13 protein-coding genes and 1 tRNA gene are annotated in these 21,872 nt (G+C 43.9%); 10 read left to right on the top strand and 4 right to left on the bottom strand.

From position 1 onward, the window contains the following. The first annotated feature begins 9 nt into the window (after positions 1-9). The 6 genes from QUB51_RS13900 to cheB all read left to right on the top strand — a co-directional run bounded on the left by QUB51_RS13900 (position 10) and on the right by cheB (position 10,906). On the top strand, positions 10-1,686 hold the full coding sequence (locus QUB51_RS13900; RefSeq protein ID WP_333261381.1) for a CheR family methyltransferase: 1,677 nt from the start codon (positions 10-12) through the stop codon (positions 1,684-1,686). A 3-nt stretch (positions 1,687-1,689) separates the two neighbouring features. Continuing rightward, positions 1,690-2,817, top strand: a complete 1,128-nt coding sequence (locus QUB51_RS13895) for a chemotaxis protein CheW (RefSeq protein ID WP_333261383.1) — start codon at positions 1,690-1,692, stop codon at positions 2,815-2,817. 445 nt (positions 2,818-3,262) lie between these two features. After that, positions 3,263-4,723 (top strand): methyl-accepting chemotaxis protein, encoded by a 1,461-nt coding sequence (locus QUB51_RS13890; RefSeq protein WP_333207810.1) that lies wholly within the window; start codon positions 3,263-3,265, stop codon positions 4,721-4,723. 428 nt (positions 4,724-5,151) lie between these two features. Beyond that, positions 5,152-7,035 carry a methyl-accepting chemotaxis protein gene (locus QUB51_RS13885; protein WP_333056408.1) on the top strand — a complete coding sequence of 628 codons (1,884 nt, stop codon included), beginning with the start codon at positions 5,152-5,154 and terminating at the stop codon, positions 7,033-7,035. A 133-nt stretch (positions 7,036-7,168) separates the two neighbouring features. Then, positions 7,169-9,664, top strand: a complete 2,496-nt coding sequence (locus tag QUB51_RS13880) for a hybrid sensor histidine kinase/response regulator (protein ID WP_333261448.1) — start codon at positions 7,169-7,171, stop codon at positions 9,662-9,664. A 156-nt stretch (positions 9,665-9,820) separates the two neighbouring features. Then, positions 9,821-10,906, top strand: coding sequence for a chemotaxis-specific protein-glutamate methyltransferase CheB (gene cheB / locus QUB51_RS13875; RefSeq protein ID WP_333207812.1), 1,086 nt, complete (start codon positions 9,821-9,823; stop codon positions 10,904-10,906). A gap of 128 nt (positions 10,907-11,034) precedes the next feature. On the opposite strand, the gene QUB51_RS13870 is transcribed toward cheB, so the two are convergent. After that, a complete protein-coding gene (locus QUB51_RS13870) occupies positions 11,035-11,421 on the bottom strand; it encodes a response regulator (RefSeq protein WP_015175702.1) in 387 nt (128 codons plus the stop codon). A gap of 741 nt (positions 11,422-12,162) precedes the next feature. Here QUB51_RS13870 and QUB51_RS13865 point away from each other — a divergent pair. Then, a complete protein-coding gene (locus QUB51_RS13865) occupies positions 12,163-14,973 on the top strand; it encodes a GAF domain-containing protein (protein ID WP_333261386.1) in 2,811 nt (936 codons plus the stop codon). 101 nt (positions 14,974-15,074) lie between these two features. Continuing rightward, positions 15,075-15,146, top strand: a tRNA-Gln gene (locus QUB51_RS13860). Between the two features lie 596 nt (positions 15,147-15,742). Here the strand turns inward: QUB51_RS13860 and QUB51_RS13855 are convergent. Further along, positions 15,743-17,020, bottom strand: coding sequence for a serine hydrolase (locus QUB51_RS13855; RefSeq protein ID WP_333056406.1), 1,278 nt, complete (start codon positions 17,018-17,020; stop codon positions 15,743-15,745). Positions 17,021-17,199: 179 nt separating this feature from the next. On the opposite strand from QUB51_RS13855, the gene QUB51_RS13850 reads away from it, so the two are divergent. Continuing rightward, a complete protein-coding gene (locus QUB51_RS13850) occupies positions 17,200-18,306 on the top strand; it encodes an N-acetylmuramoyl-L-alanine amidase-like domain-containing protein (RefSeq protein WP_333261389.1) in 1,107 nt (368 codons plus the stop codon). A 282-nt stretch (positions 18,307-18,588) separates the two neighbouring features. Here the strand turns inward: QUB51_RS13850 and QUB51_RS13845 are convergent, their stop codons facing one another. Both QUB51_RS13845 and QUB51_RS13840 read right to left on the bottom strand, forming a co-directional pair. Further along, positions 18,589-19,989, bottom strand: a complete 1,401-nt coding sequence (locus QUB51_RS13845) for a D-alanyl-D-alanine carboxypeptidase (protein WP_333056403.1) — start codon at positions 19,987-19,989, stop codon at positions 18,589-18,591. A 381-nt stretch (positions 19,990-20,370) separates the two neighbouring features. Further along, positions 20,371-20,706: a ribbon-helix-helix domain-containing protein gene (locus QUB51_RS13840; protein WP_039886507.1), complete on the bottom strand. Its 336-nt coding sequence runs from the start codon at positions 20,704-20,706 to the stop codon at positions 20,371-20,373. A 572-nt stretch (positions 20,707-21,278) separates the two neighbouring features. On the opposite strand from QUB51_RS13840, the gene QUB51_RS13835 reads away from it, so the two are divergent. After that, complete coding sequence (locus QUB51_RS13835) at positions 21,279-21,794, top strand: HNH endonuclease (RefSeq protein WP_333056402.1); 516 nt, start codon at positions 21,279-21,281, stop codon at positions 21,792-21,794. Positions 21,795-21,872 lie beyond the last annotated feature (78 nt).

The following is a 21,872-nucleotide window of genomic DNA, read 5'->3' as shown; positions in this document are numbered from 1 at the left end:
TCAGTGGACATGAATGATTCCATAATTCAGCTATTTATCAACTTAATTACTACTGAGATGGGTGTGCGAATTAGGTCTCAAGATCGAGCTGGTTTGTCTCATAAAATCATGAGTAGGATGAGAGAAAAAAAAATTGCAGACCCAGAAAAGTATTATAAACTTTTAACCGCCAAAACTTTTGAAAGTAAAAATGAATGGGCGAAATTAGTATTGCTATTAACAACAACTGAAAGTTATTTTATGCGAGATAAAGGACAGTTCGCTCTGTTGAAAAGAGTAATTTTTCCTGAATTGATAGAGCAGAAAAGAAACTTGCACAAGACCTTGGGAATGCAGCCGACACTGCGAATATGGAGTGCGGGCTGCTCCACCGGTGAAGAACCTTATTCTTTAGCTATTGTTTTAAAAGAATTGATTCCCGATTGGGAGCAATGGAAAATATTAATTTTAGGTACAGATATCAATGAAAAAGTCATCAAAAAAGCGCCCCAGGGAGTTTACAGTCATTGGTCGTTTCGCTTGGTTGACCAGCAGATACAAAAGCAGTATTTTCATCAGAGGCAAAATGATTGGGAAATTAATCTAGAATTGCGCGAAAGTGTCAACTTTAGCTGTTTAAATTTAATCACAGATGAGTTTCCTAATATTTACCAAAATCTTTATAACATAGACTTAATTTTATGTAGAAACGTTTTTGTGTATTTTGAACATAAGTATATTTCACTGGTACTGAAAAAATTTTCCAATACCCTGAAACCAGGAGGATATTTAATGACCGGTCATGCTGAAGTCTACGGTCAAATTATGAACGAGTTTGAAGCCAAGATTTTCCCGGAGTCGGTGGTGTATCAGCGTCGGAATGCAGTACCGGAGGAAGGGTGTCAAATAGAGTCTAGGGTTGCGACTGTAGGAGAAGCCAACTCGGCATTTCGGGAATTCCCGAAAGCAGATATTATGGGCGATGACAGTGGTGAGTTGCTAACAGGGGAAACTATGCCACCTCGTTTTACTACTAACAGCAATTTTCCAGAGATTGAGATGCCTCCGGTATTAAAAATAAGTAATCCGCTGGGGAATATGCTGCCATCTCGCTATCTGGAGGACGGCTGGCCGAACAATGCCGTGTCAGTTACAGAAAAAACAATAGCAGAAAATACTCAAAATCAAACGCATCAAATGCTAATTTTAGAGGCTAAAAAGTTATTTAAAAATCAAAATTATGCTGAGGCTATCAACAAGGCACAAGAGGCAATAGAGTTGCAGGGGCATAATTTTGAAGCTTATTTTTTAATCGCTAAAGTTCATGCAAATGCAGGCAATTATTCTCAGGCAATAGAATACTGTAATCGAGCTAGGAAAGTAGAACCTGGATCGGTATATACTGATTATTTACAAGCTCAAATTGCTGAAGAACAGGGGCAATTAGAAACAGCTAAAAAATTATTAAAGAGAACTATTTATATGTGTCCCTCTTTTGTGTCAGCTTATATAGAACTAGGGAATATATACAATAAAGAAGGTCAAGTAAAAAGAGCTCTTAAAATGTACAATTCATCTTGTGAAATCCTGAAAGCACTACCGCCAAACACTCCCATAGATTCACAGGGGAAAATGACAGCTAGTCAAGTGCTGATGAATGTTAAAAAAAAATTGTTAAAATTATACAGTAAAGAAACTGTACACTAAAATATGGAAACTAAACCGTATCTTATCTTTGAACAGAACGGTTTTCTCTGCGGTATAGAAGCCTGCTACGTTCGGGAAATTTTCTTTCTGCCGGAGTTGACAGCAATTGCAGAAGCACCTCAAGATATTGTTGGGGCGATCGACCTTCGGGGCGAAATTCTGCCCGTGATGGATCTGAATCTCCGTTTTGGATACGTTTGGCAAGGGTATGCTGTGACAGATAGTACGATCGTCATAGAGTGGCAAGAATCGAAAATCGGTATAATTGTCAATCAAGTTCGCGAAGTTAAGGAACTCTCAGAAGAGGCCATCACTCCGCAGCTATCTTATGGGCGAGAGAATTTAGAAGCCTCTCATTATTTTGTAGCTGGACTAGCCCGCAGCGAAGCCGATATTATCATGCTGCTCAATCTCGATCAATTAATTCGATATTCTCCCGAAAAGTCAGAGGAAAGCTGGCCTGTTTCTCCAAGCCATGCAGGTAGTGAAGCAGCAGGTGAGGCAGAGACGGAAAATTTACACGGGCTAATAAGTGCAAAATTGTTAGGAAAAAATCCTCAAATTTTGAGCAACCGTCACGTTTTTTGCCCGCAGGCTACCCCCGAAGAAAAAGCAATTTTTCAATCGCGCGCTAATCATTTGAGGCGGCGAAACGAGGGAGAAAATGATGCTGCCACTAATATGTCCCTGGCGGTGTTTGTTTTGAATGGCGAATACTTTGGTATTCATTTAGATTTAGTTCGCGAATTTACTGATATCAACCAAGTAACTCCGGTTCCTTGCACTCCCGATCGCATAGTGGGAAATATAAATTTACGGGGAGAAATTGTGACGCTAATTGATATTCGCAGTGTTTTAAATATGTCTTTAAATATGTCGGAGACTGCAAACGATCTCTCTAAGGCGATCGTTGTTGAAGTGACAGATTTGGTCGCTGGTATAGTTGTTGACGAAATATTAGATATTATATACTTAAATGTGTCGGAAATTGCGGCTGTTCCGGCAGCCCTGCATTCTGCCAACCGCGAATATCTACGGGGGACAGCTATTTACGGGGAAAAAATGATGGCTATTCTGAACTTGCAAAAACTGCTGACAAAAGGAGGAGTAGTTGTTGATGAAGAGGTTTGAATCCAGAACAGGACTTACGCAAAGCATCTCTATCATGAGTTCAGTGAAGCACCTGGCTTGATACTTCATTTCCTTCGCAATCCCGATCCAACGCAGAGATCAGAACTGGTAACAAGCGGGACTTAGCATGAGAGAATTATCTTGAAATGCGTCCACCACTAAAGAAGTTAGTTATACCACAATACGGTTGAGTTAAGCTCGATCTCCCGGCGCCAAGGGCGGGCACGGGGAGTAGGGGTCGCACCGCCCCTACAAAGGGGGAGTAGGGGGTGGACAAGAACTTACTCAAAGTCCTCGCAACGATGCGGGGGATGCTGCAAGGAATCTCTGAGGAATAAATAGTTTTAACCAAAGCGTATTCAGTTATACCAAATCTGCTTTTCAAGCCAGATTTGACGAAGCAATCTAATTCGTATATTCACGTGCTTAAATTAAGGAGAAAAATATGTTTGCTAAGTTAATAAAATTAAATATTAGAAATAGAATGTTGCTGGCTTATGTAGCCCCTGCCACTATATACTTGGGTTTTCCCCTGCTAGTTTATACAACTACTAATCAGGTGTTGAATAATTTTGCAGAAGTAGAAAGGATCGAAAATGTGCTCAGACATACAAATGATATGTCCGCAGGTGCTGAACAAATGGTAAGGGGGATGCGCGGGTATTTAATTAATAAAAATCCGCAGTTTTTAAATGATTTTAAGACTGGTGGAGAATTAGCTCGTGAGTCGGGAAATAGTGCGGAGTTGAAGATGGAAAATCCTGAACAGAGGATGCGTTTAGAGAAGATGCTAGAACTCTGCAACGAATATTATGACGGTTCTAGCGAAATAGTTGCTTTATTACAAAAAAATAATAGAACTGCTGCCTTGGCTCTCTTTAATACCGGAAAACAGACACAATTTGTGGATGAATTTGTGGAAATAAATAAGCAATTTCGCGACATAGAAGTAAAAGCGATTAAGCAAGCTACTGAAAAAACGAAGCAATCTTTAGTTTTTTTAATCTCGGCCTTGGTATTTGGTTCCGTGTTTTTATTGGTGTTAGGTGCGGTTATAGCTTGGCTGATTTCGTCAGGAATTGCTCAAACTATCGATCGCGCAATTAGCTCGATCGCCGCTTCTTCCACTGAGATTGCAGCCACCGTAGAAGAACAGGAACGCATGGCAAGTCAGCAAGCAGCTTCCGTAAATCAAACTACTACTACAATGGACGAATTGGGAGCATCTTCCAGGGCGACATCACAGCAGATAGAAACAGCCGTGGTTCAAGCAATGCAAGCTTTGAATTTAGCTGGAGGTGGCACAAAAGCTGTAGAACAAACTTTAGAAGCAATGGCAACTCTGAAAACTAAAGTTCAGGATATTCAAGGACAAATTATAGAGTTGAGCGAACAAACAGATCACATTGGTAATATCTCAACTGTAGTTAGCGATTTGGCGAATCAAACTAATATGTTAGCACTCAACGCTGCTGTTGAAGCAGTGCGGGCGGGAGAGCACGGCAAGGGGTTTGGCGTGGTGGCGTCAGAAATTCGCAAACTTGCCGATCGCAGTAAAAAGTCAGGAGCACAAATTAATCTATTAGTTGCTGATATTCAAAAGGCAATTAACTCAACAGTAATGGTGACAGATGAAGGAACTAAAACAGTGGAATCGGGCGTGAATATTGCCTCAGAAACCGCGGCTGCATTTGCAGGAGTTGCCAATGCCATTAACAATGTGGTTTTGAGCTCTCAGCAAATCTCGCTGAATGCCAAACAGCAATCGATCGCGATCGAACAGGTAGTGCAAGCTATGAACTCTCTCAATCAAGCCGCAGCCCAAACCGCTTGCGGTATCAGTCAAACTAAAGTCGGTACTCAAAAATTGAATGAAGCAGCCTTAGATTTGAAAGCAGTTTTGTAGGAGAGCAATGAATTATGAGTAGTTCCCCAAAAATGCCAAATATATCCTTAAGAATGAAAGCAATTGCTTGGGCGATCGGCCTCGTTACAATTCCAGCGATATTAACGGGAGTAATAACTTCTTTCTGGGCAAATCAGAACCTATAGCAATCCTTGCAGGAGTCGTAAAAATTTTGCCCCACCCCAGCCCTCCCCGATGTCTTGCGGAGGGAGTAAGAAATTCACAAATGATGCGAGGATTGCTATAATCTCAATTCAGCAGTGTAGTTAGTTGTGATTTGTGAGTTATTATTTGGGAGTTGTTATTTTTTTATTTACTACCAATTTCCAATTCTTTATACTTCTGCTACGCGATCGTACAAGTTGCCCATTCCCAATACTTCTGCTACGCGATCGTACAAGTTACCAGTAACCGATTCCCAGTAACCAATGATTAACAAATTTTTCCAAAAAATGCAGCACCGACTGTTGCTACTTCTAATTTTAAGTACCTTAATTCCCGTATCTATTGTTGGTTGGTATGGAATTTATTCTTCAACAGAAGCACTGCAAAAGTTAGCATTGATAACCCTTAGTGACAGTGTTAATTCTACCGCCAATCAAATGATTAACAAGTTTGAAAATCTGAGAGCAGATATTTTGTTTCTCCGCAAAACTCCCCCTGTTCAGGGAATGATTAGAGCCAGGGCAGGAAATGGAGTAGACAAACAAACTAATTCAACTTATAAAGATTGGGTTTATCGAATGCAGCTCACATTCTTATCCATGATGGAAGCTAAGCCATATTATGTGCAATTGCGTTACATAGATAACAGCGGTAAGGAGATAGTCCGCGTAGATTATGACGGCACAAATCTCCAAGTTATTCCAGATTCTCAACTACAAAATAAAGCAGACACAGATTACTTTTCGGCAACTATGAAGCTAAAACAAGGAGAAGTCTATGTGTCTTCCTTAAATCTGAATCAGGAAATGGGGAAAATAGAAATTCCTTACAAGCCAACAATTCGCTACGCAACTCCAATTTTTGATCCTAAAGGAGAAAGACAAGGCTTTATCATTACTAATGCCCTGGGTAACACTCTGCTCGATATGGTTAAAAAGTTCAATCCTGAACTATCAGACAAATCTTTTATCTTAAACCAAGATGGGTATTATCTGGCTCATCCCAATCCTAAAAAAGCCTGGGGACTTGAACTCAAAACTAAGGAAAATGTCAAAAATGATTATTCAGGAGACCTTGTTGCTAAAATACTCTCAGGTGGTCAGGGAAATATTGAAAATCGGGAGCTAGTGATTAGCTATAATACAGTCTTCCCCAGCAAACAAAATACCAATAAGTTTTTAGTAATTGTGGATACTTCACCCAAAAAATTGTTATTTTATTCCATCGATTCTCTTCAAAAAATAGCAGCGACGATAGCTATTGTTTCCCTGGCTGTGGTGCTGGGATTTGGATGGTTTTTTCTGCAACAAATTGTTGCTCTCATTCGGGGGCTGATTTACCAAATTTCGTCATTTTCAATGCAAATAGAATCTAATATGAACAGGCAAGAACAAATAGCAGATAGGCAATTTGTTTCGGTTAACCAAACAACTATAACTCTCGAAAATTTAGGCCGCTCTTCTCAGCAAACAGCCGAGCAAGCTGAGTCTGTTGCCGTTGCTGCTCGCCAAGCTTTAAATCTAGCAGAAGAAGGTACTACAAAGGTAGATCAAACTCTCAATCAAATGCTGAATCTTAGAGAAGCTGTGGTGGCAATTTCTAAGCAAAATCATCGACTAGACGACAGCACGAGTCAGATTGGCAATATATCGACTCTCGCAAGTTTGGTTAGCGATTTAGCCAGCCAAACTAATATGCTGGCTCTCAACGCTGCTGTTGAAGCAGTCAGAGCCGGCGAGTACGGTAAAGGTTTTGCGGTGGTAGCAAGCGAAATTCGTAAGTTAGCAGATGAAAGCCAACAAGCAGCACAAAAAATTAATGGTATTATTCCAGAAATTAAGGGTGCGATCGACTCCACGGTGAAAGCAACTGAAGATAGTCGCAAAACGGTTGCAGAAGGGGTAAAAACAGCACAAGATACGGCAGAAGCTTTTATGGGTGTGAGGGAAGCTTGCAATCTGGTGTTTGCTAGCAATCAGCAAATTTCATTTAATGTGAAACAGCAGGCGATCGCAATTCAGCAAGTAGGTGATGCGATGAGTTCTATGAAGGAATCAGCGTCTCAAACAGTAAGCGGCATTACTCAAGTTAAAATCGGTACTCAACAACTGACAGAAGCTGCATTTAATCTTAAAGAAGTAGTGTAGTCATTAGTCATTAGTCATTAGTCATTAGTCATTAGTCATTAGTCATTAGCAATCGACTGAGTATTCAACATAATTATCATTACCCATTACCCATGAGCAATGCTCAATTACTTATTACTAAAAAACATATATGATGATTGAAGATCAAGAACTTCGAGATGTATTTAAAGTTGCTAGTCAAGAACACTTACAAAAACTAGACGACGGATTGCTGTACTTAGAACAACATCCAAGCGACTTAGCTAAGTTAGAACAATTGTTGCGCGAAACCCATTCTCTTAAAGGTGATGCTGGGATGCTAGGCGTAAAAAATGTAGCATCTTTAGCTCATCAAATGGAGCATATTTTGGGTTCTGTCAAGCGGGGAGAAACTCAACTCAATTCCGATATTAGCGATCGACTTTCGCAAGGTTTAGACGCCATCCGCCAACTCGTTAACGAAGCAGTTACCGGCGAAGATTCCGGCATTAATACTTTTTACATCCTCGCTAGCATGATGGGTGCTTCTAGTCAGTTACAGCCACAGGCGGCCGCCTCAATAGTAGATTCCTCATCTTCACAAGTACCAGAACAACCGTTGGTAGAACCGCAATTTACTGAGCCTCCTACCCAACAACCAGAAACCAACGTTGAAAATTCAGAAGTCGTTAACTTAGAGAAGAATTCCTCTTTTTTACCCCTACAATCCCAGCCAGAATTTCCACTGCAAGCTCAAAACTTGCCTGCACCTTCTGATTCCGCCCCTGCGTCGGCGTCGCAGTCGGCAGTTACTGCATCCTCTACCTCATCTTACCGCATTGAAACCATTCGCGTTGCGACTCAAAATTTAGACGATTTAATGACTCAAGCAGGGGAACTTACTGTCACAAAAACTCGACTAGGACACCGAGTTGCAGAGATCGAAAAAATTACAACTTTGTGGGAAGAGTGGAGCCGAGAATATTTTGTAACTAGCTTGACTGTCGATCGGATGCAAATAGATGAAAACGGTATTAAAATCAACGGCAAATTTAGCCAATTGCAGGATTACTATCAACGTACAGAAGAACGTTTAGAACGTCTTGGAACTTTAGTAAACTGCTTGAGAAATCGAGTTTATGAAGATACTGCCAGACTCGAATTAATCGCTGAGGCATTAGAATCAGGAATTCGCACTCTGAGACTGTTGCCTTTGTCTACTATTTTTAATTTATTTCCTCGAACTGTTCGAGATTTAGCAAAACGGGAAGGTAAAGAAGTTGCCTTAGTGATTGAAGGAGGGGAAACTACAGCCGATAAACGCATTTTAGAGGAAATGAAAGACCCTTTAATGCACATGATTAGAAATGCGATCGACCACGGCATTGAAACTGTTGAGGAGCGGAAAAAACTAGGTAAACCTCCCGTGGCTACTCTCCGAATTAAAGGCTATAATATGGCTAGCAATATTATTATTGAAGTTGCTGATGATGGTCGGGGACTAAATTTAGAGAGCATTAAACAAACGGCGCTAAAACGTAATATTTGTACGCTTGAACAACTGGCAGAAATGACCGAAAATCAAGTACAATCTTTAATTTTTACTCCGGGTTTTTCGACCAAAAAATTTGTTACCGAAGTATCGGGGCGCGGGGTCGGATTGGATGTAGTTCGCACTAATGTTGAAGCCCTAAAAGGTAGTATTCAAGTAGAGTCTTTACCAGGAAAAGGATGCACTTTGAGGCTGCAAATCAGCACGTCTTTAGCTACAGCAAATGTATTAATTGTCATAGTTGAAGACATTCCTTATGCTCTGCCAGTCGAGTTTGTAGACACGGCACAACAGGTGTCTCAGTCTGAGATATTTGCTATAGAAGGTAAGGAAACTATACTTTCAAAGGGTCAGCCTTTGTCAGTTGCTCATCTGACAGATTTACTAGAATTAAATAATAAAAAACTGTGGCAAAAAAATCGGTATTTGAGACAGGAAACCGGGAGAGAAAATCTGAAGGAGAATAAAAACTACTTCCGAAATTCAAGTTCTTCAAAAATGCCTTGTATTGTTTTAAAAGTTGGGGAGGAAAGATTGGGATTATTTGTAGATGCTTTGATAGACGAACAGGATGTGGTGATGAAACCTCAAAGTCAATTGCTCAAACGGGTGCGAAATGTTTCTGGTGCCACAATTCTCGGTACTGGGGAAGTTTGTATGGTACTCAATCCCCACGATTTGATAAAATCTGTACGCCAGCAAGTTTCGTCTCGTGGGGTTGGGAGTGCGCGATCGCAACTTGAGACTGCCAGCAGAAAACAAGTTATACTATTAGCAGAAGATTCGATCGCCACGCGCACTCAAGAAAAGCGCATACTGGAAGCTGCAGGTTACGAAGTTGTGACTGCGGTAGACGGATTGGATGCTTTCCATAAATTGAAAACTCGCGATTTTGATGCTGTGATTTCTGACATACAAATGCCAAATTTAGACGGTTTGGCCCTGACTATTAAGATTCGCGAGCAAAAAGAATACAGTGAGTTGCCGATAATTTTAGTGACATCTTTGGCATCGGATGAAGATAAAAAAAGAGGTGCTGATGCGGGGGCCAATGCTTATATTCCTAAAGGTACTTTCAATCAAGATGTGTTGGTAGAGACACTAAAAAGGTTAGTTTAGTCATTAGCTATTTGTTGTTAGCTATTTGTTATTAGCTATTTGTTATTTACTACCAATTAGCAAGGCCCAATGCCCTGTGTCTAGTGAAAAATTCCCCGTGCATGGATGCCGAATTTATCATTTCCCATTCCCCATTCCCCATTTCCGAGCAAACTGATGTTGTTGCCCATTAAACTATTGTTAGTTGAAGATTCTCCAGTAGTTACCATCGTTCTCAAACGAATTTTTGAGTCCTCGCCAGACATCCAAGTTGTAGGAACTGCTTGCAACGGATTAGAAGGACTAGAATTAATTCCCAAACTTCAGCCCCAAGTAATCTGTACGGATTTGAACATGGCACCAATGAACGGGTTAGAATTTACCGAAGAAGTAATGAAGAAATATCCGCTACCAATTTTAGTAATTAGTGCTTCAGTGCAAGCGAATGATACTCAGAATGTATTTCAAGTGTTAAAGGCTGGTGCATTGGATGTTTTTCCGAAACCGATGGGCGGGTTGGTATCTGATTACGATCGCCTAGCTAATCAATTAATAGCTAAGGTGAAAATTCTCTCAGGAGTTAAAGTATTTACACGGCATCCAAAAAAGATACCTACTGAAGATAAAAATCAAATTGTAAAACTCAACCAAGCACCAGTTCCTAATTACAAATTTTCTAACGAAAATGTTAAATCTCCAACTATTAAAATATTGGCGATAGGGGCTTCTACAGGCGGACCACAAGCACTGTACGCGATTATTTCTAAACTTCCAGCTAGTTTTCCCGTGCCTATAATTTGTGTCCAACACATCAGTGAAGGTTTTTTGCAAGGATTAGTTGATTGGCTGGGTTATGAATCGAAACTGCCTGTTAAGATAGCTGCTTTTGGGGAATTGCCACAAGCAGGGACTGTGTATTTTCCTCCAGAAAAACGTCATTTAGAATTGGATTCTCAAGGGCGATTTATTTATTCAGAAGCTGCTCATGCTGCGGGACACTGCCCTTCTGTAACGGTGACATTTAAGTCGGTAGCTAATTTTTATAGTCGGGCAGCAGCGGGGGTTTTGCTGACAGGAATGGGTAGAGATGGTGCTGACGGAATGTTGGAGATCGCTAGACAAGGGGGGTTGACAATCGCCCAAGACGAGGCTAGCTGCATTGTCTTCGGAATGCCCAAGGAGGCGATCGCCCTCGGTGCCGCCAAATATGTTCTACCTGTCAGTGCGATCGCTCCCTTACTCCTGGCAAAATTAAACATTTAGGACTTACCTCGCAAATAGTGCAGAATGCCCCGCCCCTCGACTTGTTAAAGAAGTCGAGGATCAGAGAGCGCGATCGCAACTTTTTACTTCATTAATTACTCAAAACTGATTTTTTGTCCTAAGTCCGATTATTTGATTTTGATAAACTTACCAATTACCTCGCGCAACTTATCAGCATCAAACGGCTTAGTTAAATACTCTGTTGCTCCCGCCAAACGCCCCTGTACCTTATCAAAGGCTCCATCTCGCGCTGTCAGCATTACGATCGGCAAATTCTGAAACTGAGGCAAGCTCCGCACCGTGCGGCAGAGTTCCAATCCGTCAATACCGGGCATCGAAACATCCAGCAACAAAACCGAAATTTGTTCGTGATAAATCGTTGACAAAGCATCCACTGCATTGTCGGTTACGAGAACTCGAAACTCTTTGCTTAAGGCCTGTTTAACAAGTCCTTGCATCACGACGCTATCATCAACTGCCAAAATAGTTGGTACTTGACTGCTACTTGCAGACATATTCTTCTCCCTGTTTATTTATAGTTCTTGAAAATACAAAACATACTTCGTTCAGTTATTTTTTGAGAGTTGCCTCTAGCCAATAATTGTCAACTCCGTTGGAGCGTTAGTTGAAACTTTACCCCTGTTTTTTTACCTCAAACTCGAAAAAAGGGATTGGGAGATTGGTCGATCGGCAATTACAACAGTTGCAAAATGTGCATCCGGGGTCAAAAACCCTAAAAGGTCGAGTTTGAACAACTATTGTTACAAAGTTTAACATCTTACCAATTTTTTGTAATTCATCTCCTAACTGTAGTTGAACACTCGGCTAAGGCACAGCTCGGTAAAGGACACTGGTATTGTGGCACAAACCCCTGATTTAAATCTACCAGCAAGCCAGCTACCCACGATTAGAGAAGTCTGTTAAAATACAATTAAACTGATAAAAAAATTCTAGGTAAGCAATAGTCATATATTTTGGAAAGCTGCTTCCTCCCAACAGAGGGTCTTAGATTGAGAGAGTCCGAGGTATTCAAAAGCATAGTCAACTGGAAGTATAATTTATATAGTCTTAGATATGGGGTGCTCTAACTCCGATAACTCAAAAGTTTTCAGATCAGTCAAGAGGTTAGTCTGAATTCGGCGCAAGCAACCTGCGCCGAACTTGCGCCCCGAGTCTCCCAGCACAGAATTCATAGCTTGTTTTTCAAGGGAAGTATTGAGAAGGGCGGTTGCCAGCAACTAGACGGGCAGTTACACATGATGAAAGCACCCTTGCCTCTTGGTAAAAAAAAAGTGTTCAAGCTCCATAACATTGATTTGTATCAGCTTCTGGGATCTGATCCAGAGGCTTGCTTGGACAGTTTGGTCGGTTTGGCAGCTCAGATGAGCCGAACTCCTATTGCTTTCTTGAGCTTGATTGACGGTAATCGCCACTGGTTGAAGTCGCAGTTAGGTATCGATCGAACTTTGACCCACCGTTACCTGAATTTTTGCGCTCGCGCCCTAGACCCAACTCCCGAAGATTTCGCCCAGAGTTCAAACTCAAAGTCGGAATTTGACCGGGCAATTTCCCTGCAACAACCGCCCGTTGCTTCCGAATTTGCGATCGAACTTCCTATAAATTCCTTTAAAGAACTGCCTGCCGCCATTGTTAGAGACGCTTCCACAGATGTGAGATTTGGCGATCATCCGCTGATCGTTTTCTACCCCTTCGTGAAATTTTACGCCGGAATCCCAGTTGTCAGCTCTGAGGGGCAGGTGCTGGGAGTGCTATCCGTCATGGACTCGGTGCCGCGAGACTTGACAAAAGAAACGATAGAAGCTATGCAAGCTTTAAGTCGGCAAGTTGCGAGTTTGGTGGAGCTGCGCTGGCAATTAGTCAAAGCCCAGAAACAGTTGCCAGAGGTAGAAGATATCACCTCGGACAGCCCGCAAATCTCGGAGTTAGTTTCTGGCTCGAACCGATCGAGCTTGTCTGCGGTACCTACGCCACAGAGTAGCAGGACAATATACGGCACAAAAAAGCTCCCGACGCTGGGGGAAACAGGCACATCTCAATATGTGTGGGAAGCTTCAGCGGGCATCGGGCGCGCGGACGATACCCAACAAATCCGAGAAATCGTTGCCGGCCCGGGCGACACATCCGATCGCCAACTGACGGCAGCGTCCCTACAAGAGCGAGCTCGCTTGGGAACCCTGCAAGCTAAAGTCGGTGCAGCCCTCGGACAAGGCGGGAAAATATCGGTCATCCTCAATCGCTGCACCGAGGCAATGGTAGAGTACCTCGACGCCACAGGGGCGAGCATCTGGACTTTCAACCAGCAGACAGAGCGGTTAGAATTGCAGGCCAATTCAGGACTTAGGAGCCAAGATTGGGCAAAAGAAATAGAAGATTGGGTGCCAACAGAAGCGGGAAAACTCCAAACGGCTCCTGTGTGTCTAATGTCGAACCCGTCTCTGTGTACCATTACCTATCCGTTGATTGTCGAAGAGCGGCTGGTGGGAGTGATGGCTCTGTGCAGTAGCGCTTTGGCAAGCGAGGGAGCGCTAGAAGTTCTGGGTTGCATTGCTAACGCCATCGCCGTGGCGATCGATCGCCACGCAGCCCGAGAAGAATTGTTGAGCCGCCGGGAAGGCCTGCTCTTCGGCCTCGCCAGCCAGATGCGGAATTCCCTAGACCTCGACAAAATTTTAGATACGGCTGTCAACGAAATTCGCAGCTTGTTGCAGGTTGACCAGTGCTACTTTTTGTGGTACTCCATCTCGCGAGACGGCCAACCCAGCTTTGCAATTACCCACGAGGCGGCAAATCCCGAACTCAAAGAGCGGCTCACAGAATACCCGATCGAACAAGTAACGCTGCTGGCCGAGAAAATTTGCCACCGCCAAACGCTCCGGATCGGCGACGCTGCAACAGCACTGTGCATCGAACCGCCAACGCGAGCTTTTTTGAGAAGTATCGGGATTGTTTCTAACCTGCTGCTGCCGCTCAAGACTCACTCCGGTCAAATGGGTGCTGTAGTTTGCAACCATTACAGCAGCCACCGTTCCTGGGCGACGAGCGAAGTGGAATTGCTGCAAGCGGTGGTGGATCAACTGGCGATCGCGATCGACCAAGCCGAACTCTACGCCCAAACCCGCGCTGCCGCCTTAGCCGCCCAAACTCAAGCCCGCCAACTGACGGAAACTTTGCAGCAGTTGCAGCAGAAAGAAGCTCAGCTCATCCAAAACGAAAAAATGTCCTCTCTCGGTCAAATGGTCGCCGGCGTCGCCCATGAAATTAACAATCCGGTTAATTTTATTTACGGCAACTTGACTTATTGCAAGCAGTACATGAAAAATCTGCTGGATTTACTGCACTTGTATCAAAAGCACTACCCCGACCCTTGTCCCGAAATTCTCGACAAAAGCGAAGAAATCGATGTTGAGTTCATAGTGCCGGATTTGCTAAAAATTCTGTCTTCCATAGAGATGGGAACTGAACGCATCCGCCAAATTGTCCTGTCTCTGCGGAACTTCGCACGGCACGACGAAGCAGAGATGAAGCCGGTGGACATTCACCAAGGGATTGACAGCACGCTGCTGATTTTGCAGAGTCGCTTGAAGTCAAACGGGCTAGTGCCGGGAATTGAGGTAATTAAAGACTACGGCGACTTGCCGAAGGTAGAGTGCTATCCCGGACAACTCAACCAAGTATTTATGAATATTTTGGCGAATGCGATCGACTCTTTGGAAAATCAGCCTCCACCCAAGACGATCAAAATCTCGACGGCGGTGGTGAACCCAGACTCGGAGGCTGATGAGTCAGGAAAGTCGAGGGGTCAAGTTGTGGTGATTCGGATTCAAGACAGCGGGCCCGGATTGCCCGAAAAAGCTAAATGCCACTTGTTTGACCCTTTCTTTACCACTAAACCTGTAGGCAAGGGTACGGGGCTCGGCTTGTCTATCAGCTACCAGATAGTGGTGGAAAAACACGGAGGAAGTTTGAAGTGTATCTCCGAACCTGGACAGGGAGCGGATTTCAGGATTGAAATCCCGGTAGCTCGCCCCCCTGCGATCAAAGAATAAACCTGCGGGCGATCGGTCTCAAAAAGATTTTTAAAATTTTCTTGTCAAAATGCTTGACAGATTCCTGTGTTTGAATGTTAAGATAGTGAAGGTTAAGACGTTGGGGCGTCGCCAAGTGGTAAGGCAGCGGGTTTTGGTCCCGCCATTCAGAGGTTCGAATCCTTTCGCCCCAGTTAAATTGTGTCCGGTCAATCAATTGTTGAACTCATTGTTTCTATTCTGACCAAGGGCGACGAGCGATTAAAAGGGCGGGTTTTTGAGATTGTCAATTGTTGGCAGATATTTTTCGTGAACCCGCCCCTACCGTATTAGGGGTAATCGAGCGGAAATAATATCATAGGATATCAGAAACCGGGTTTATTCCTGCGGGTTTTACCTAAAATCCTAGATTGGTGGTCAAGAAATTGGTTTTTTTGGTCGCCAGTTTCCATTTTTCGCAGAAACCGTTGTTTGTGCGTAAGATCACTTCTGACTGCGCCGGAATTGTATAGCAGAAGGAAGAAGGAAGAAGGAATAAAATCAATCGTTTCACCCATTAACAACGTCCTAACCGTCTTGGCGGTTGCTATAAAATCGAGTTAACATTCAACACTCATATCAAATCCGGTTGCATTGCAATGATTAAACCGCTGTTGACGCCGAGAATACAGAGGAAGAGAACAGAGAGATGAATAATTCCGATGCTACCGGATTTGAGATCAACCATCATTCAGTTTTTCGACTAACAGTCAACACTCAACAGTCAACAGTCAACAGGCCCTACTCCATATCACTGCAAAGTGCTGGGGCCACGAGCATTTAGCCGATCGAAAACGTATCGGGAAATTGCCGGAAATGCTGTTTCGTCCTTGGAATAAGCCGGATCGTCTGCGAAAACAACTAAGATATAAATCGCGCGATCGTCTAAAGTTCTGACAAAGGCCGCTTCGCTGCGGGATTTGGAAGTATAGCCTACTTTGGAACCAAAATAAATATTAGTTGGTAAAGATTCGCCAAGAAATCCTTTTATCGAATTGCTAGGGTCATTTTTCCATGCCTTGGGGTCTAAGTCTCTAGTCAGCAAGTAAGCCATTTTGCGACTGGCGACGCTGGAAACGGCTTGCCTCGTATAGATTTCATATATTAATCTTGCCGCTTGGTCGGTAGTTACTTGATTGCGAATCGGCACAGAAGCATCGCCCCGCAATTGCAAGTCGCGACCGATTGGCCCTTCTTGTCTTAAATAGTATATGGGATAATTTTTGGTGCTTATACGAAGATCATTGTAGCCGGCGGACTGGAAAAATGTGTTAATTTGAGTGCGCTTTTTCAGCCAGGTTTGCAACTCTTCTCCTGCGAGCCTGCCGCCGGATTTTGTATCTGTGATTTTGTCTAAAATTCGGCTAGCAGCATCGTTGTTGGAGACGCGAATCATTTGTTCTAGGTCGTTTTTAAATGCAGATTCTCTTTGCGTAATGATGCCTTTTTCTATGGCTGAGTAAAAGGCGGCCATCCAAAATAACTTGGCAACGCTAGCGGGAAATCGGAGAGTTTGATTTTGATATCCGGCAAAGGTGTGACTTTGGGAATTGCTGACATCAAATAAGGTAATTGATAGCCGTTCTGCGGGCATTCCTTTGGTGGTTGCAATCTTCACAGCTTCATCAACAATCCCTTGCAATTCTTGAGAGTAAACTGGATTGGGAGGTGTTTTTATGTTGTAGCTAAAGGTAGGCTCGCTTTGACGATCGGCTAAATTTTCCGATGGTTCAATTGTCGGAGGCGAGAGTGTTTCTTGAGGCGAGACGGCCTGTTGAGCCAAGATGACTGGTGGTTCTGGGGCGCGGCGAATTCTGAACGGTATTGTGACAATCCAACCGATCGCGATCGCCCCGGCAATTAAACACAGGATGTTACGGTATTTTAAGCGAGAAAATTTCGTCCTGACTCGACGACGGGATTTGACAGGAGGCTGGCTGCTTTGGCGTCGTGGCCCGATTGCGCCTAGGGGCTCTATTGGGCGTCGGGGGGAAATTGGGCGGGGGCGGCGTCGGCGTTCTACTTGCATTACAGTTTTGTGCTATCAAACTCGCACGATCAGTTTATAATAGGGCGGCATCTAAATGACAAGTGTATCGATCTAGTCCGCTGTTGCCAATTTTATCGGTCTACTAGGCTGATTGAGAATTCTAGTAATTGTAAAATTTTCAGGATAGCACTGAGTTGAAGCAAAATCCTTGGAAAAACATGAAAAATTTTTGGAGTCTGGCTGTTTTGGGATTTGCGATCGTCGGCGTGAATAATTCTTTGATACCTGATGTTTGGGCATTTCAGTCTCAATCTACTACGGGATATGTTGTCGATCGACAGACAGCAGCACAGGGCGCGGATCTAGCGTTTTCCTTGACGGGAGAAAGCGAAAATCTGGAATTAACAAACAAGCCAACTGTTTCCAGTTTTCCGAGTATGTTGTGGGACTTCAACAATTTAGCGGAAATTTCCTATTCCGAATTGCTGAAACTGCTGGCGAGACGATCGGACTCCAATAATACCGAGAGAGAAACCGTTGCACAGCCTGAAGACATAGCACGTTTTGAAAAGGTTGTACAGTATGCAAAACAACAAAATTTGCACGATCGCTCGATGGGAGAAATCGTCCAGGCGATCGCCGATAACTTCCTAGGGAAGCCCTACGCCGCTGGCTTGCTGGACAAATCCGGCGAAGAAAAGTTGATCGTAACTTTGAATAAATTTGATTGCGTTTTATTTGTAGAAACCGTTTTGGCGATCGCCAGGGGCGTAGCAGTACAAGATTACGACTATCAAAACTTTGTAAATCGCATAGAAGAACAGCGGTATTTAAACGGTAAAATGAACGGTTATTGCAGCAGATTGCACTATTTTTCCGACTGGATTAACGACAATCAAAAACGGCAAACTGTGGAAAATATCACCGCCGAATTAGGCGGAGTGCCCATGAATAAAACACTAAATTTCATGAGTCAGCACCGCAGCAGTTACCCGCAAATGCTCAAAGACGAAGCAACTTATCAGTGCATAGTCAGCCAAGAAGCCGACTTAGCCAAAACTACTGTTAATTACATCCCCACAAATCGCATAAAAAGTGTTTATTCTCAGTTAAAACCAGGGGATATTGTAGCGGTAGCCACCGATGTTAAAGGATTGGATGTCACCCACACAGGTTTAGTCTACCGCAATGCGGACGGCAATATGGGTTTAATTCACGCTTCGCCGGCTGGGGAGGTAACAGTTGCTTACGACTTACAGAGATATATTAGCAGAGTCGAAAGTGCGATCGGAATAGTAGTCGCTAGGGCGAAAACACCTAATTAAATTAGTTTGTACTCCTAGGTTGCATCAGCTTGCATTATTTTAGCTGCCAATTCACAATTTCTGTACTGATATCAAATCCGGTAGCATCGTCCTGTATTCATCTCTGTATTCTCTCCCTCTGCGTTCTCTGCGCCCTCTGCGGTTAAATCATTCCGATGCAACCGGAAACGATATGACGCACCCTACCAAGTAGAGAAACCGGGTTTTTTGCCGAATTTGCGGATGGCAACCCGTCTTTTTGTAAAAAAACCCGGTTTCTGGGCCCCCATCGTCAGCCTCAAATCAATTGACAATTTCGCTGCGAGATACCTTACTCTTTCTAGCAGGATTTGGCGTTAATTCCGGCGGCGAAACTTGAACACTTCCCCACTCATTCAAAAAGCTTTTCAGCAAAACCTCTTGCTGAGTGCGAAATGTCTCGACATTTGCCCCTCCATTCATAATCACAAACCACACAGTTTCTTGTTTTTGAGTTGGCAAAGCTCCGCCCAAAGCGCTAACATTATCCAACGTGCCCGACTTGACCACTGCTAATTGGGGTAGCGGCCGTTCTGATAGTATTCCTTCATCTTTCCCAACTACAGTTAAGACATCAGCAATTGTCATGCTGTAAGGTTCAAGATAGCGTTCTAAAGCTATAAACAACGCGCAAGCAGCCCGGGGAGAAATGAGATTTTCTTCGCTCAATCCCGAACCGTTGACGAGTTGAATTTCTGCGGGAGGAACTCCGGTTGCTGCTGCTGCTTTTTGCGCGACTGTTTTAGCGCCACCGACAGTATCAGCTAGCATATCTGCCATGAGATTGTTGCTGTACTGATTCATTTTTTTGATCAGTTCAGCGAGGGGCAAAGAATAATGTTTGACTAAAGGCTGCACGTCATTGGGAGATGCTGACAAAACTTTTACAGAACCCTCAATTGCTATTTGGGGTTTCGGCGTATTTGGAGGCAGGGTTTGATACTGGGCGGCGGCTTCGCTGGGCCAGATTTGACTGTTCAATCCTTGTTTGAGCAATTCTCCCGATTTGAGGGGATCAAGTTCAAAGTTCATGTAAAACTTATCGACAATTATCAAATTGCCACTGACTCGCTTGATCCCTTTTTGACTTAAGGCGTTACCAAGGGCGATCGCCTCTTCCCAGACAAACAACGGATCGGCGTTTCCCTGTATAATTAAATCGCCTTTTAATACGCCGTTTTCAATTTTTCCAGTTGTACCAATTAAGGTAATAAATTGATGTTCCGGCCCGAATTGTTGCAGCGCTACGAGAGATGTTGCTACTTTGGTAATAGAAGCGGCTGACAGAGGAACGGTACCTTGATGATTGGCTAGCAAAGTATTGCCAGATTGCATCCAGACGCCTTGGTTTTCTTTGGCAAAACCTTGGGCGGCCAACTCGTTGAGATATTGCTGGATTTTGGTATTTGTGGGGGTTTCGGGATTGGTAGCAGAGACTATTAATGGCTGCTGAGGCTGACTTGGTTTAACCGGCGGCGGGGAGGATTCAGCTACAGGAGAGGGAGATGCAAGTTGAGCTGATTCAGTAGCGGCGCATCCGGCAATAATTGTGAGAAGGGCGATCGAACTCGCAGCAGTCAAGTAGCGGTTTTTCAGCATTACTTTAATTTTTTTCATCATAATGTACGATCGTCTGTTCGGCACGCCCGATGGAAAGTTTAGCATTCTTCTCGCGCGTGGGGCGAGCCTCCGGATCTGCATTACCAAACTCCCGAACCGCTAAAATTGCCTATCTTCTTCCTTCTCCATCTTTCTTCGCGCACTTCGCGTCTTCGCGGTTGGTTAAATAGAGATTGTTTAAAGACTGCGGAATTTTATACCAATAGTCCGGACTGTTTTTAGTTCGTAGTCTGAAACCCTCGATTTTTCGTTGGTATCTCGATTGCCTTGGAGCCGGGAAACCCTTATTCTACGGTTGGTAATCAAAAACTGTTTGAAGTATTGAAATCTAAAATCTAAAATCTAAAATCTAAAATAGTCTGATCTTCAGCGCCTGGGGCCTTCACCCCAGGCCGATCGCTCTCACAAATTTAAGGGTAAACTGGTTTATCCGGCCATACTCCCTATACTCAGCGGCACCATTTCGCCGTGCATCGTCAGGCCTAATAACATCGGGCCGCCCGGTCGGATCAACTCTCCTGTAAGCGCGCAGCGTTCCTCCTGCTGTGCTGTGGCATTAATGCTAGCTCGAATATCCGATCGAGAAAACATCTGCCGATACTCTCCAGACTTCTGCTGCACGTAATTCCAGAGCAAATCTCGAATTAAAGCTTGATAGCCTTGATTGCCCGCGAGCTCTTTAAGTCTCTCCTTGAGCTCTCTTTCGAGTCGAATGCTGGTGACTTCCATTTCGGTGGTTGAGGTTCTAGGTAGGGTATGCATAATTTTTTCTCCGTGACGGGTGGACATATGTGTAATATCAGTGTAGTATGTTTACAGCTAGATTGAAAGCCTCTTAACCACCTTCTGCCGACTTTGAAATTTCTCCCCACCTACTCCACCTATCAACTGAAGTGCGATCGCCCCACGGGTCGCTCAGAGTCGTCACGGCACGTCTTTAGCAATGGTTTTGCGACTGTTGCAGCGACTTCGTGGGCGGGCTTGGGCCTAATAAAACCTGGTTATAGTGGATTAGGACAAATTGCAGAAATTAATGACAACGAGGTAGACCGGGACGGTCTGCAAGTGGCACAGCCATATCGAGAGAGGCGAAGCGGGAGGTACAGCTAAACTACTGTACCAAGACAGGATGAAAATTTGCATGAAAGCAGTTTTTCTGGCCCCCGCTTCTCTCGTAAGAGAAGCGGGGGCATTTTGATTGGATATTTGAGAAATTCGATCGGCTTGGGGAACTGGGAAAAAACCAGATGTAGCCAATGCTGACGAAGCAAGCAAGATTCAAAATCTAAAATCTAAAATCTAAAATCCAAAATCCAAATGAGGAGGAGCAAGCCGTGACCGTAGTAACTGATGTATTGAGGCAATCTGTGGTGGTATTTTCTCAGAATTACCTACCGATGAGCCGTGTCAACATCAAACGGGCGATCGTACTGTTGGTAACAGGCAAGGCTGAACCTCTTGATTTTAGCATTGGCAACGGCTGGCTGGTACGATCGCCCAGCACCAGCATCCACGTACCCGAACAAATCCGCTTGACTTTTGGTAACAGGGAACGCCTGTGGAAAGTGCCCCCGGTGAATCGCCGGGAAGTTCTGCGCCGCGACGCTCATTCTTGCCAATACTGCGGTAGCAATCGGCATTTGACGCTAGATCACGTCATGCCTCGCTCGAAGGGCGGCCCGCATACTTGGGACAACGTGGTGACTGCTTGCGAACGGTGCAACTCTCGTAAGGGCGATCGAACTCCCGTAGAAGCTGGAATGTCTCTGCGAACTAAGCCGAAAGCCCCCATACACCCCACTGTTGCTTTTGCCGAACTGTTTTGGCACGAATATCAAATAGGGGAATAGGGCATGGGAAGAATTTTAGATTTTAGATTTTAGATTTTAGATTTTAAATTGATGCGTAATGCTCATCTAAAATCTGCC

The organism is Microcoleus sp. AT8-A3 (assembly GCF_036705675.1).
GTDB lineage: Bacteria > Cyanobacteriota > Cyanobacteriia > Cyanobacteriales > Microcoleaceae > Microcoleus.
This window is presented reverse-complemented; position numbering and strand designations above follow the sequence as displayed.

What these genes read in the sequence shown, in the direction of transcription:
- QUB51_RS13900 (WP_333261381.1), top strand. Translation starts at nt 10, where the DNA reads ATGAATGATTCCATAATTCAGCTATTTATCAACTTAATTACTACTGAG.
- QUB51_RS13895 (WP_333261383.1), top strand. Translation starts at nt 1,690, where the DNA reads ATGGAAACTAAACCGTATCTTATCTTTGAACAGAACGGTTTTCTCTGC.
- QUB51_RS13890 (WP_333207810.1), top strand. Translation starts at nt 3,263, where the DNA reads ATGTTTGCTAAGTTAATAAAATTAAATATTAGAAATAGAATGTTGCTG.
- QUB51_RS13885 (WP_333056408.1), top strand. Translation starts at nt 5,152, where the DNA reads ATGATTAACAAATTTTTCCAAAAAATGCAGCACCGACTGTTGCTACTT.
- QUB51_RS13880 (WP_333261448.1), top strand. Translation starts at nt 7,169, where the DNA reads ATGATTGAAGATCAAGAACTTCGAGATGTATTTAAAGTTGCTAGTCAA.
- cheB (WP_333207812.1), top strand. Translation starts at nt 9,821, where the DNA reads ATGTTGTTGCCCATTAAACTATTGTTAGTTGAAGATTCTCCAGTAGTT.
- QUB51_RS13870 (WP_015175702.1), bottom strand. Translation starts at nt 11,421, where the DNA reads ATGTCTGCAAGTAGCAGTCAAGTACCAACTATTTTGGCAGTTGATGAT.
- QUB51_RS13865 (WP_333261386.1), top strand. Translation starts at nt 12,163, where the DNA reads ATGATGAAAGCACCCTTGCCTCTTGGTAAAAAAAAAGTGTTCAAGCTC.
- QUB51_RS13855 (WP_333056406.1), bottom strand. Translation starts at nt 17,020, where the DNA reads ATGCAAGTAGAACGCCGACGCCGCCCCCGCCCAATTTCCCCCCGACGC.
- QUB51_RS13850 (WP_333261389.1), top strand. Translation starts at nt 17,200, where the DNA reads ATGAAAAATTTTTGGAGTCTGGCTGTTTTGGGATTTGCGATCGTCGGC.
- QUB51_RS13845 (WP_333056403.1), bottom strand. Translation starts at nt 19,989, where the DNA reads ATGCTAAACTTTCCATCGGGCGTGCCGAACAGACGATCGTACATTATG.
- QUB51_RS13840 (WP_039886507.1), bottom strand. Translation starts at nt 20,706, where the DNA reads ATGCATACCCTACCTAGAACCTCAACCACCGAAATGGAAGTCACCAGC.